Source organism: Yoonia sp. I 8.24 (assembly GCF_022096995.1).
In the GTDB taxonomy this organism is placed as follows: domain Bacteria; phylum Pseudomonadota; class Alphaproteobacteria; order Rhodobacterales; family Rhodobacteraceae; genus Yoonia.
Genome location: NZ_JACXGQ010000004.1, coordinates 24,738 through 37,859 on the forward strand (window position 1 = coordinate 24,738; position 13,122 = coordinate 37,859).

Here is a 13,122-nt window from a genome sequence, read left to right on the forward strand (position 1 = left end):
CTCGGCATTTGTTTCATAAGCTTCAACACAAAACACCCGGGCACCGCAACATCAATTGATCGCGGCCAAGCGGCGCACTGGCGAATAAGTTTGCCTTGCACACTGGACAGCCCCCTGCGGCCCGATATGAATAGGCCATGAGCAAAGAAATCGATATCTCCGCCCTTGCACAGGGCGTGCGCGCTGGGCAGCGCCGCGCCCTCGCCCGCGCGATCACATTGGTTGAAAGCGGGCGCAGCGACCACCGCGCCCAAGCGCTTGATCTGTTGTCACAGATTGGCACTGACCGACAGGCCCTGCGGATCGGCCTGTCTGGCACACCGGGCGTCGGGAAATCGACTTTTATCGAAAGTTTTGGCTTGATGCTCACAGGTCAAGGTCTGCGTGTCGCGGTCTTGGCGGTTGATCCGTCGTCTGCGCGATCAGGCGGATCGATCTTAGGCGACAAGACCCGGATGGATTTTCTGGCACGCGATCCCAATGCGTTTATCCGCCCCTCCCCCAGCCAGACCCAATTGGGCGGCGTCGCCCGCCGCACCCGAGAGGCTGTCGCCCTGTGTGAAGCCGCCGGATATGATATCGTGCTGATTGAAACCGTGGGCGTTGGGCAATCTGAAACCGTCGTTGCACAGATGTCCGACCTGTTCTTGCTGCTTCTCGCACCTGCGGGAGGGGATGAGCTGCAAGGGGTCAAACGCGGTATCATGGAAATGGCTGACGTGATTTTAGTGAACAAGGCAGACGGGGACCTAAAGCCACAAGCCACCCGCACCTGTGCCGATTACGCGGGCGCATTACGGCTGCTGCGCAAACGCCCGCAAGACCCCGACGGGTTTCCCAAAGCACTGACCGTCTCGGCGTTAGAAACCATCGGGCTAGAGACCGCATGGCAAGAGATGCAAACCCTTGTGGATTGGCGGCGCGACAACGGCATTTGGGATCAAACGCGCCAAGACCAAGCCATCTACTGGTTCAAAGAGGACGTTCAGCAAGGGTTGCTTCAACTTTTGATCGACGATCCCGCGACCAAAGCCCAAATGCAACGCGCCCAAAACGATGTACAGGCGGGTAAAGCCACCCCAACTGTCGCGGCAGAGGCGGTTCTTGCAAGCGTCCGCGCAGCGCGTTTGCCGTAATATGGACAGCGTTATTGATGCTCCTATCTGGCTGCGCGGTGCCCTGAGCCCAGAGGCCCTGCACGGGCTCGATCCGTTTTTCGACGGTGCCCATCGGCCCGGAAACCGGCTTCCATTGGACGAACGCCTCGTTGCAGCCCTTGCCCCCGTCGACGATCAAATCCAACAGGTCGCTGCGAAGATGCGCCCTGTGCGTGCGCTTGCATTTAATAAAACCGCGCAGGCAAACTGGGCTTTGCCTTGGCACCAAGACCGGGTGATCGCCACACAAGACAGGCACGATGTGCCCGGGTTTCAAAATTGGTCGCAAAAACACGGTGCTTGGCACTGCGAACCACCGCTTAAGCTATTAACGGATATGCTTTTTGTGCGGGTGCATATGGACGACACGGATGCAGGTGGCGGGGCGATGGAAATCGCGAACGGCAGCCACCAGGCCGGTATTGTGAAATCAGATATGGCAGCACAGGTCGCCACAGGCTATCCGACGCAGATATGCAGCGCATCACGCGGAGATATTTTGATTCTTCCGATGTTGACGCTGCACCGGTCGCTTGCAGCCCCAAATCCCACGGTTAGGCGGGTATTTCGGCTCGACTATGCTGCAACCGCGCTGCCTGCGCCGCTAGGTTGGGCAAATTGATCGCCCATCAGAGGCAAACCGGGTTGACGGGCCAAAGGAATCCGCCTATTTCGCGCTGATCTTATTCACGACCCTGCCTTGGTGGGGCCATCACCCTCTGACAGGACGCCGGACCCATGGGTCTCGGGCCGTCCACAAGACAAGGAACACGCCCATGTCGCGCCGTTGCGAATTGACCGGAAAAGGCCCGATGTCGGGCAACAACGTAAGCCACGCCAAAAACCGTACACGCCGTCGGTTTTTGCCAAACCTGCAAGACGTTACCCTGCAGTCTGACGTGCTTGGCCGTTCGTTCAAATTCAAAATCTCTAACGCTGCTTTGCGCACCGTAGATCACCGTGGTGGTCTGGACGCATTCATGGCGAAAGCCAAAGACGTTGAACTGTCAGCCGAAGCGCTGAAAGTGAAAAAAGAGATCAGCAAAGCAACTGCTGCTTAAGCCAGTGCTTTGAGATTGTTGAAAACCCGGTTGCCGCAAGGTGGCCGGGTTTTTCTTTGGCCAAAGGTGGATTGAAATCCACCCTACGCCCGTAGGGTGGGTCTTGACCCACCCCGCTTGCATGCCGCCGCCGCATGCCGCAAACACAAGCCCATGACCGCGCTTCCAATTGATCCCATCCTGCCAGAGCTGATCGCTGCAATACGCACGCAAGGCTGTGCTGTTTTGCAAGCGCCGCCGGGCGCAGGTAAAACCACACGTGTCCCGCTCGCAATGTTAGAGGCGGCTGTGACCCCCGGCAAAATCATCATGCTAGAGCCACGCCGCCTTGCCGTGCGCGCTGCGGCTGATCGGCTTGCCGAAGGTTTGGGCGAAACACCCGGCCAGCGCGTCGGCTACCGGATGCGCGGCGACAGTAAGCCTGGCAGTAAGATCGAGGTCGTGACCGAAGGCATCCTGACCCGGATGATTCAATCGGACCCCGACCTATCGGGCATCGGCGCGATAATCTTTGACGAATTCCACGAACGCTCGCTCAATGCCGATCTTGGGCTCGCGCTTGCATGGGAGGCCCGTCAAATCTTACGCCCTGACCTGATTGTGGTCGTCATGTCAGCGACATTGGACGCGGCCCCCGTTGCCGCGATGCTTGATGATGCACCGGTGGTTACGTCCGAAGGCCGTTCTTACCCGGTCACCACCCATCACTTGCCCAAATCGCTTCCCAAAACCACCCGGCTCGAAGCGGCTACCGCTGATCTGGTCGTCAATGCTGTCGCGCAAACAACCGGTGGTGTTTTGGTTTTTCTGCCCGGCGAAGGCGAAATCAGACGTGTCGCGCAAAACCTGACAGGACGGTTACCCCCTGGCTGCCACATCCGGCCATTATACGGCGCGCTCCCCTTCAAAGAGCAACGCGCTGCCATCGCCCCAGAGACCAACGAGCGCAAAATTGTGCTCTCCACCTCGATCGCAGAAACCTCGTTAACCATCCAAGATATCCGCGTCGTGGTCGATGCAGGCCGCGCGCGACGCGCGAGGTTTGATCCCGGTTCCGGGATGTCACGGCTCGTGACCGAACGGGTTAGCCGGGCCGAGGCTACGCAGCGCGCAGGTCGCGCGGGTCGTGTCGCGCCGGGTAACGCCTATTGTCTATGGACCAAAGGCGAAGAAGGCGCGTTGCCCGCCTTTGCCCCAGCCGAGATCGAGGCCGCTGATCTTGCCGGACTCGCCCTTGAAATCGCGGCATGGGGCAGTGACGACCTGTGCTTTTTGACCCCGCCCCCTGCTGGCGGCTTGGCCGAAGCCCGCGCCCTTTTGCAAGGGTTGGGCGCATTGGACAGCGCATTGCAGATCACAGCGCATGGGCGCGCATTGGCCGCGTTGCCCTTGCACCCACGCCTTGCACATATGTTGCAGATCGCAGGCGCCCAGGCAGCCCCGCTTGCGGCCCTTTTGGCCGCCCGCGACCCTTTGCGCGGAGCGCCCAGTGATTTGTCTCTGCGTATCACCGCGCTGCGCGGGCGCTATGATGGGCCGGGGCAGGTAAATCATGCGGCGCTTACCCAGATAAAATCCGAAATTCCGCGTCTATCCAAAGGGCTGCCCAAAGCCCCCTCTTTGTCGCTTTCCGCGATGGCGGCATTGGCCTACCCGGACCGCGTGGGATTGCGACGCAAAGGCGACGACCCGCGCTATGTGCTTTCAGGCGGCAAGGGCGCCATTTTAGATGCCGGTGATCCATTGGCCGGGCAACGATTGATCGTGGCAACCGATCTAGACGGCGACACCCGTGAAGCGCGCGTTAGGCAAGCGGTGACGATCACCGAAAGCGAATTGCGTGACGTGTTTGGCGACCATATATCTTGGACCGATCTATGCCTATGGTCGCGGCGCGAAAATCGGGTTTTGACGCGGCGGCAAGAACGGTTTGGCGCATTGATCTTGGATGACCGCAGTTGGTCGGATGCCCCAGATGACGCCGTGGCACACGCGATGCTTGATGGGGTGCGGCAATTGGGGCTGCGCCCAAGTGCTGCGGCGAACCGGTTTCGGGCCCGTGTTGCCCTGTTAGACGATCTACCTGCAATGGAAGACGCTGCGCTGCTGGATGATCTGGAAACCTGGCTTTTGCCGCATTTGAATGGGGTGCGCTCTGCCGCCGATTGGAAAGGGTTTGACCTACTCCCTGCCTTGCGTGCCATGTTGGATTGGCAACAAACACAACGGCTCGACAATGCGGCGCCCGCCCATTTTACAACCCCGCTAGGGCGTAAAATTCCGATTGATTACGGTGGCGAAGCGCCCGGGATCACCTTACGCCTACAAGAGATGTTTGGGGTCACCACGCATCCGAAGGTTGGGCAAACGCCGCTGCGTGTCACGTTGCTGTCGCCGGGTCAAAAACCCGTGCAAGTCACACAAGATATTGTTGGGTTTTGGGCGACGTCTTATGCTGATGTGCGACGCGATATGCGCGGACGGTATCCGCGCCATCCGTGGCCCGAAGATCCCACTCAAGCAGACCCAACATTGCGCGCGAAACCGCGGGGCACATGAGCGTGATTTGCATTACGAATCACGTCATGTTAGAAAATTGTTAATAATATGAGACGATTGTCAGGCACAATATGACTTCTATGTTGAATAATTTTTGGCGGGGCGCCTTGCTTCCGCTCATGAAACGTCCGCCCGCATTGCAGGTCGCAGCGCTGTGTCACCGCGAAGGTGACGCTGGCACAGAGGTATTGCTTGTCAGCAGTTCTAGCGGTCGTTGGATTTTGCCCAAAGGTTGGCCCATCGACGGGCTCACCGCAAGCGAAGCCGCACAACAAGAAGCATGGGAAGAAGGCGGCGTTAAGAAAACATCAGTTGACTCCGCTGGGGTACAGTCGTTTTTAGGTGAAAAACGGTTCGACAACGGGTCTGTGGTTCCCTGCGAAATCAAAGTATTTCCGCTGAAAGTCAAAAAAATATCCGACGACTATCCCGAAGCGGAACGTCGCGACCGCATTTGGGCGTCTCCCTCGCGGGCGGTTGAACTTGTCGAAGACCCCGGCCTGAAGCAAGTTATCGAAAGCTTTGCGGCATAAGGCATCTTTTCATAAATATATTGTGACATAGGCGCAAAGTGTTTACCCCGTCCCCAATTCACAGCGGGGGAACGTGATGCCTGATACCGAACCATCCAATCAATGGAAGACGCTTGATCGCGACCTTGGCCGTATTGGCGCGGTGGAATACGCCGCGCAATACGTGAGCCGCCCGCTGGTCGGATTGGGTATATCCTTGGCATTTATCATCATTGCTGCCCTAGCCAGCTCGTTGTTTTTCGGAGGCGATTCAGTCTCTTACGTTGTGATCGCCGCAGCTGCCTTTGGGGCCTATATGGCTGTGAACATCGGTGCAAATGATGTCGCCAACAATATGGGGCCTGCGGTTGGCGCAAACGCTTTGACCATGGGCGGGGCGATCGTGATCGCCGCGCTTTGTGAAAGTGCGGGTGCCTTGCTTGCGGGTGGCGACGTCGTGTCGACAATTTCTAAAGGGATCATTGACCCGCAAAGCGTCGCGAGCAGCGAAGTTTTCATCTGGGCGATGATGGCTGCGCTGATTTCCTCGGCACTATGGGTGAATTTGGCAACTTGGGTCGGCGCGCCCGTATCCACGACCCACTCAGTTGTTGGGGGTGTGATGGGCGCCGGGGTTGCTGCGGCCGGGTTTGCCGCTGTGAACTGGCCCACGATGGGGGCGATTGCGGCAAGCTGGGTGATTTCGCCTGTGCTTGGTGGTGTGATTGCAGCCGCGTTCCTTGCCTTTATCAAGACCGCGATCATCTACCAAGACGACAAGATCGCAGCCGCGCGCCGCTGGGTGCCCGTGCTCATCGGGATCATGGGCGGCGTGTTTGCGATGTATTTGGCCATGAAAGGGCTCAAGCGGATCATCACGGTTGACCTGTTCACTGCCTGTATGATCGGCTTTGTTCTTGCAGCGGCGATCTATGCAATCTCGACGCCATTGGTGCGGCGTCAATCACAGGGGCTTGAGAACCGCAACAAATCGCTAAAAGTGCTGTTTAGGATCCCTTTGATCCTCTCGGCCGCGCTCTTGTCATTTGCCCATGGGGCCAATGATGTTGCGAACGCCGTCGGGCCCTTGGCCGCGATCGTGCATGCCGAAAGCTTTGGCACCTTCGCGGGCAAGGTCGACATTCCAACTTGGGTGATGGTGATCGGGGCCTTTGGGATTTCGTTTGGGCTGATCTTATTTGGCCCAAAACTGATCCGGATGGTGGGTAGCCAAATCACCAAGCTGAACCCGATGCGTGCCTATTGTGTCGCGCTTTCTGCCGCCATTACAGTGATCATCGCAAGCTGGCTTGGCCTGCCCGTATCATCCACACATATCGCCGTGGGTGGTGTGTTCGGAGTTGGTTTCTTTCGCGAATGGGACGCCGAGCGCCGCGCCCGCAAGTCATCCGCCGTGCGCCCAAACATCAAACGCGTGGCCCCCGAAGAACGGCGTCGCCGCAAACTGGTCCGCCGCTCGCACTTTATGACAATCATCGCAGCATGGGTCATCACCGTCCCCGCAGCGGCCGTGATGTCTGCGATCATCTTTATGGGGCTGCACGCAGTATTTGTTTAAGCGTATACTTGCAAAACCATCATGAAGCACGGGCTTGGTCACATATGAGATCTGCAGTTGAGGTGCCTATTCATCAGGTGCAGCGAATGGCGGCTGTGAGCCCAACTTGACCGATGCTGCACGACGAACGAAGGGCAGCTTATGGTTTCTGTGATGAAGCACTTGCACCTGTGCTCTCAGGGTAAGATGATCGCTTGGTAAACTCGGAGATTCAGCGATGGCAGCTTCACTACTGGTCAAAAACGTAAACTTTCGACTGCTCTTTGGTGCAGGTACGATGACCAATTTAGGTGATGGATTGGTCATTTTGGCGCTGCCATGGTTGGCGACTTTGATGACGCAGAATCCGGTTGCTATTGCCGCCGTCGCTGCCGCAGGACGCTTACCGTGGTTGTTTTTTGCGATCCCTGCTGGCGTCATTGTCGACAATGCAGATCATCGCAAGCTTATCGCGCGCACCGATCTGTTGCGGGCAGCGATTGTTCTGGCGATTCTGATGTTGGCAATGAATGAACAGGCTCGCGGGGCTGTGTGGGTGCTAGCAGGGCTGGCCTTCATCTTGGGGTCGGCAGAGGTCCTACGGGATAATGCAGCCCAAACCATGCTCCCATCGATTGTGGACCCGGAAGACCTCGAACGAGCGAATGGCCAGCTTTGGAGCAGTGAGCAGCTAACGGGGCAGTTTATTGGCCCTCCTTTGGCAGGGCTTCTGATCGCTGCGGGGATCGGTATTCCATTTGGTGTCGATGCAGCGCTCCTCGTTTTGGCCGCCGGTTTGGTCTGGATGATCTCCCTTCAACCGAAGGTGAAGGGTACTGCCAGCTTTCGGGCAGCACTGGTTGAAGGGATCACATTCATGCGACGCGATCCACTTTTGCTAAGACTGGCGATTGTTCTCGGCATTGCGAACTTCATCGCGACCGCAACCATAACCGTGCAAGTTCTTTTCGCGCAGGATGTCTTGGCGTTGTCGGCATTTCACTATGGCTGGGTGCTTTCCACAGCCGCAGTCGGTGCAATTACTGGTAGCTTGCTCGCACCCAAGCTAATCTCGCTGTTTGGGACCCAGGTTTGCCTCTACCTTTCGATTGTGGCTTGGGCGCTTGGCTATGCAATAATCGGGATCAGCCATTCGGGCGTCACGATGGGCATAGCTCTGTTTGTCGTCATGGCGGGTGCGATGGTTTGGAATGTGATCACAGTGTCTTGGAGACAGCGCCGTATCCCGTCCAGTCTGCTTGGTAGGGTTAACAGTATTTACCGTTTCTTCGGCTGGGGTTCGATGCCCTTGGGGGCCTTGGCTGGCGGTGTGGCCGTGTCAGTTCTGGAAGGGGAGTTGGGTCGTGAGCTCGCTCTGCGTTCGACATTCGGAATGGCGGGTCTCGCCTGCGCTTTCCTGTTGGTATTCGCCCTGTTCAAATTGCGTTTGGATTGAGCAATTGCAGACCTTCATCAAGGGAAAAGTAATGACCGTTCTGTCCCACATAGCAGACATCTCTGAGTCGACGCCGGCGGCGACGCGAATGAGCGCACAACGTGAATCCAGGGCGGGTTATCCCGCCCCGTTATTCGCTACTTTCCAACGCAGTAACGCATAATCGCTTTTTGCGCGTGGAGCCGGTTTTCGGCTTCGTCGAAGATCACTGAATTTTTGCCGTCCATGACGCTGCTAGTGGCTTCGTCATCGCGGTGGGCGGGCAGGCAATGCATGAACAATGCATCTTCCTTGGCCTTAGACATCAGCGCGTCATTCACCTGATAGCCGCGCAGCTGGTTATGGCGCCGCTCACGTGCGGATTGCGGATCATGCATCGACACCCATGTATCTGTGACCACCAAATCAGCACCTTCCACGGCCTTATCCGGGTCGCGTTCGGTTGTATAAAGCCCTGACACCCCATCCTCTGGGTCAAGCGGTTCTGGACCAGTGAACACCAGTTCAAAATCAAACTGTTTGGCCGCATGTGCAAAGCTCGTGAACACGTTGTTGCCGTCGCCAGACCAGACAACCTTTTTCCCCTTGATCGGGCCGTTATGTTCCTCGAACGTCATGATATCGGCCATGATCTGGCAGGGGTGCGTGCGGTTGGTCAGCCCGTTGATCACCGGAACGCTCGCGTATTCGGCCATCTCCATCAGCGTTTGTTCCTCAAACGTGCGGATCATGATCATATCGACATAGCGCGATAGTACGCGCGCAGTATCAGCGATGGTTTCGCCATGGCCCAGTTGCATGTCGCTACCCGACAGCACCATTGTCTGCCCGCCCATTTGGCGCACCCCCACGTCAAACGACACGCGGGTCCGCGTGGATGGTTTTTCAAAGATCAGCGCAACCATATGGTTCGCGAGCGGTTGATCCGCGTCAGGCGTGCCTTTTGGCAGGCCTTTGCGGGCGTCTTTGGTCGCGCGGCCATTGCGGATAATTTCATGCAAATCTTCCGCGGGTGTCGTGTGGATATCAAGAAAATGCGTCATAAGTTTCGCTTTATTTTTTGGGCCCTTCGGCCAGTCAGTCAAAGGTGTGTCATCACCTGAACAAGTTTGCCATCGCGCGTTGGCGCAAGGCGTCGGTTGTGAAATCCAGCCTGTCGGTAGATTGCGATCGCCCGTGTATCAGTCGTATTCGGTCCCACGGCAACAAGCGTGTGCTTGCGACGCAACGCCCGCACCCATGCCTCAATGTAACCGGTGGCATGCCCCGGCCCCAAGAAATCGGCATTGCCCACAAATGTTTCCATCGCGCGGGTTCCAACTGGCATATCTGTGAATTCCGGCCGGCCAGATGTGCCTGTTTCAAAGTCGCTGACAAAGGCAAATGGGATGTGTGACAACCCGACAATATGCATGCTGATATTGGGATTTTTCATGTTGTCCGTAATGCGTGCGATTTGCCTGTCAGCGTCGGGCCACCATGCCTTAACATGCGCTGTGTTAAACCAGCGGCGAAGTAGGCTTAGGTCGTCTTTGGTTAACAGGCGGAAATCGTAATTACGCATTGGCTCCCTTCAACTGTGCCGCAGCGGCGTCGATTTTGTCAACGGCTGACGTGATATCAGCGTCGGTAATGGTCAGTGCCGGTAGCAGACGGATCACATTATCCGCTGCGGGCACCGTCAAGACACCCTGCGCATAGCCCGCGTTGACCACATCGATGTTTACCGCTTTGCATTTCAGTCCAAGCATAAGCCCTGATCCGCGCACCTCTTCGAAAACATCCGGGTGGGCCGCGACAAGACCTTCAAGCTTTTGGCGAAAAAACCCTGCTTTGCGGTTCACTTCAGCCAAAAACACGTCGTCCGCGACGATCTCCATCACCTTTGCGCCGACGGCGCAGGCCAACGGGTTACCGCCATAGGTGGATCCATGCGTGCCCGCCGTCATGCCTGATGCGGCGTTTTCCGTTGCCAGCACAGCGCCCAACGGGAAACCACCACCGATGCCCTTGGCAACCATCATGATATCGGGGGTCACCCCGGCCCATTCATGTGCAAATAACCTGCCTGTCCGGCCCATGCCGCATTGCACCTCATCAAAGATCAACAAGGCCCCATGCGCATCACACAGATCACGCATTGCTTTCAGGTCGGCGTCAGGCACCGGACGAATACCGCCCTCGCCCTGCACGGGTTCAATCATGACAGCCGCCGTTGTGCCGCTAATGGCAGCCTCTAGCGCGGCCATATCGCCAAATTCTAAATGGGTGAAACCGGGCAGTAAAGGCCCAAACCCTTTGGTCATTTTTTCAGACCCCGCGGCTGCAATCCCGGCGCTTGAGCGGCCGTGGAAAGACCCTGAAAAGGTGATAATCTCAACCCGTTCGGGCTGATCTTTATCAAACCAATATTTGCGGGCCATTTTCACGGCCAATTCACAGGCTTCGGTGCCAGAGTTGGTAAAAAACACCGTATCCGCAAAGGTATTATCCACCAGCGCATCCGCCAGTTTTTGCTGGGCAGGAATGTTATAGAGGTTCGACAGGTGCCAAACGGCTTGGGCTTGGGTAGTGAGCGCTTCGACGAGGGCCGGATGGGCGTGGCCCAGCGCATTCACGGCGATCCCTGCGCCCATGTCCAAAAATCGGCGGCCATCTTGCTCCGTCAACCAAGACCCTTCGCCAGACACGAATGTCAGCGGGGCACGTGAATAAGTTGGCAAAACAGACGCGATCATGGTGATCATCCTTATCAATAGACCAATTGGTGCAGACCAAGGGCCGAGTGTCAATGTTGGGGAATGAAAAGAAGACGTGACAATAGGCGGCGCAAATTAGCGTCGGCGTCGGCTTACATATGTCAAACGTGTCTTCATAGGGCGTGCGTATCGCAACTTGAAGGTAGTGTGAAGCCCTAAATCAAGCCTTCAGACGGTAACCTGTCCGCATCCATCGCAGACATATGCCCAACACCACCAAACAAGCAGTGCCGACCACACAAAGCCCCACCCAAGGGCTGCTATCAGACACGCCAATCATCCCGTACCGTACGCCGTCGATGATGTAGAAAAACGGGTTCACATGGCTAAGCGTTTGCAAAAACCCGGGCAGCGCATCGATGGAATAGAAAGTGCCTGATAGAAACGCGAGTGGCGTCACCAGAAAATTCGAAATCGCCGAAAGCTGGTCAAATCTATTGGCGAATATCCCTGCGATCATCCCCAAACCGCCCATGAGCACAGATCCCAACAATACAAATAGGACCGCCCAAGCCGGATTTTGCAAGCCAACGCCAAGAAAAAGAAATGACCCAAGCGCAATCACAACCGCGACCAACGCTCCGCGTGCGACCGCACCGCCGATGTAGCCAAAGACCAATTCGCCAGCCGAGAGCGGCGGCATCAGCGTATCAACAATATTGCCTTGCACTTTGGCAGAGGCCAAGCTGGAGGATGTATTCGCAAATGCGTTCTGGATTACCGTCATGGTTAATATCCCCGGCGCGAGAAACGTCATAAAGGGCACGCCCATCACATCCCCGCGCTGTGGGCCAATGGCGATCGTAAAGATCATCAAGAACAGGCCTGCGTTGATCAGCGGGGCCATCACCGTTTGTGACCAAACATTCATGAAGCGTTTGATTTCACGGCGCACCAACGTCCAAGTGCCCAGCCAGTTCACACGCCCAAAGCGGCGCACGCCCATTGCGGATTTTGCGGTCATATTCATGTTCCCTTGCCTGCCCCGTGACATAGCCTATTCGCCAGAATTGACCAGTACGAACGACGCAAAACTGCGCCCGATCTGCCATAGCGCGCGAAAACCTTGATCACATGCTTCACATCCCTGCGCACAAATACTATTGTAAGGCTTGAACAGATTTTTAGGCCCGATAAATCACCTTATCCGGCCCACTGAACCAAAGGAATCCATATGTCCTGGACAGACGAGCGCGTTGACACGCTCAAAAAGATGTGGGGCGAAGGCCAGTCCGCAAGCCAAATCGCCAAAGAACTGGGCGGCGTGACCCGCAATGCTGTGATCGGCAAGGTACATCGCCTTGGCCTTTCAAACCGGGCTGCCGCCAGCGGTGCCGCAGCGACCAAAGCCGCACCCAAAGAAAAACCTGCCGCAGCGGCGAAACCCGCAGCGCCCAAGCCCGCGCCCAAAGCAAAACCTGCGCCTGTGGCCTCTGTGCCCGCGGTCAAAGAAGAGGTTGAGCTCGACGAAAACGGCATTCCGATTTCAGCGGCCCGCCGCGCGATTATTCCCGCAGGTCAACCGTTGCCACCGCAACCATCGGCCAATGAAATCAGCCCCGAGGCTTTGGCCAAAGTCAGCGAAGTCGAAAAAGGCGCTAAGCGCATCAGCCTGATGGAACTGACTGAAAAGACCTGCAAATGGCCTGTCGGAGACCCGGCAACAGATGATTTCTGGTTTTGCGGACTACCCGTGCAGGCTGGCAAACCCTACTGCGAAGCCCATGTCGGCGTCGCATTCCAACCCATGTCATCGCGCCGCGACCGCCGCCGGTAATATCTCAGGTAAGGTGGATCAAGATCCACCCTACGCGAAAAGCCGTTCCTTACAGGGCGGCTTTTTTAGTCCGATAGGTATGCAAGGGCAAACTTTGCACGCCGGCGCATCTGAGGGTCTGAAGAATTTGCGCGCGCCCGCAGTGCGTCCCGAAACGGCGCATCATCCACATAATGTATAAGCCTGCAGAGATGTCGAAAGTTGCGGAGTGCCTTTGTCTCAATCCTCTTCAAGATTGTGCGTTGAATGACAGCTTTTTCAAATTCCGATAGTGACAGCTGTT

12 protein-coding genes are annotated in these 13,122 nt (G+C 56.8%); 8 read left to right on the forward strand and 4 right to left on the reverse strand.

The genetic code is table 11. The annotated features are described in order from the left end of the window. The first annotated feature begins 137 nt into the window (after positions 1-137). From meaB to Yoon_RS08725, 7 genes are all read left to right on the forward strand, one after another. Positions 138-1,136: a methylmalonyl Co-A mutase-associated GTPase MeaB gene (gene meaB / locus Yoon_RS08695; protein ID WP_238111772.1), complete on the forward strand. Its 999-nt coding sequence runs from the start codon at positions 138-140 to the stop codon at positions 1,134-1,136. 1 nt (position 1,137) lies between these two features. Further along, positions 1,138-1,779 (forward strand): phytanoyl-CoA dioxygenase family protein, encoded by a 642-nt coding sequence (locus Yoon_RS08700; RefSeq protein WP_238111773.1) that lies wholly within the window; start codon positions 1,138-1,140, stop codon positions 1,777-1,779. Between the two features lie 154 nt (positions 1,780-1,933). Beyond that, positions 1,934-2,218 (forward strand): 50S ribosomal protein L28, encoded by a 285-nt coding sequence (rpmB, locus tag Yoon_RS08705; RefSeq protein WP_238111774.1) that lies wholly within the window; start codon positions 1,934-1,936, stop codon positions 2,216-2,218. Positions 2,219-2,371: 153 nt separating this feature from the next. Then, entirely contained in the window at positions 2,372-4,777 is a 2,406-nt protein-coding gene (gene hrpB, locus Yoon_RS08710) for an ATP-dependent helicase HrpB (protein ID WP_238111775.1), read from the forward strand. A 119-nt stretch (positions 4,778-4,896) separates the two neighbouring features. Continuing rightward, positions 4,897-5,310: an NUDIX hydrolase gene (locus Yoon_RS08715; RefSeq protein WP_238111776.1), complete on the forward strand. Its 414-nt coding sequence runs from the start codon at positions 4,897-4,899 to the stop codon at positions 5,308-5,310. 76 nt (positions 5,311-5,386) lie between these two features. Continuing rightward, positions 5,387-6,868 carry an inorganic phosphate transporter gene (locus Yoon_RS08720; RefSeq protein ID WP_238111777.1) on the forward strand — a complete coding sequence of 494 codons (1,482 nt, stop codon included), beginning with the start codon at positions 5,387-5,389 and terminating at the stop codon, positions 6,866-6,868. Positions 6,869-7,085: 217 nt separating this feature from the next. Beyond that, positions 7,086-8,303, forward strand: a complete 1,218-nt coding sequence (locus tag Yoon_RS08725) for an MFS transporter (RefSeq protein ID WP_238111778.1) — start codon at positions 7,086-7,088, stop codon at positions 8,301-8,303. A 137-nt stretch (positions 8,304-8,440) separates the two neighbouring features. Here the strand turns inward: Yoon_RS08725 and argF are convergent, their stop codons facing one another. From argF to Yoon_RS08745, 4 genes are all read right to left on the reverse strand, one after another. Next, positions 8,441-9,346 carry an ornithine carbamoyltransferase gene (argF, locus tag Yoon_RS08730; protein ID WP_238111779.1) on the reverse strand — a complete coding sequence of 302 codons (906 nt, stop codon included), beginning with the start codon at positions 9,344-9,346 and terminating at the stop codon, positions 8,441-8,443. A gap of 38 nt (positions 9,347-9,384) precedes the next feature. Then, positions 9,385-9,867: a GNAT family N-acetyltransferase gene (locus Yoon_RS08735; protein ID WP_238111780.1), complete on the reverse strand. Its 483-nt coding sequence runs from the start codon at positions 9,865-9,867 to the stop codon at positions 9,385-9,387. Beyond that, on the reverse strand, positions 9,860-11,041 hold the full coding sequence (locus Yoon_RS08740; RefSeq protein WP_238111781.1) for an aspartate aminotransferase family protein: 1,182 nt from the start codon (positions 11,039-11,041) through the stop codon (positions 9,860-9,862). Before Yoon_RS08740 ends, Yoon_RS08735 begins: the two co-directional genes overlap by 8 nt. Before the next feature lie 181 nt (positions 11,042-11,222). Beyond that, positions 11,223-12,026, reverse strand: coding sequence for an ABC transporter permease (locus Yoon_RS08745; protein ID WP_238111782.1), 804 nt, complete (start codon positions 12,024-12,026; stop codon positions 11,223-11,225). A 210-nt stretch (positions 12,027-12,236) separates the two neighbouring features. Here Yoon_RS08745 and Yoon_RS08750 point away from each other — a divergent pair, with 210 nt between their 5' ends. Beyond that, a complete protein-coding gene (locus Yoon_RS08750) occupies positions 12,237-12,839 on the forward strand; it encodes a GcrA family cell cycle regulator (RefSeq protein ID WP_238111783.1) in 603 nt (200 codons plus the stop codon). Positions 12,840-13,122 lie beyond the last annotated feature (283 nt).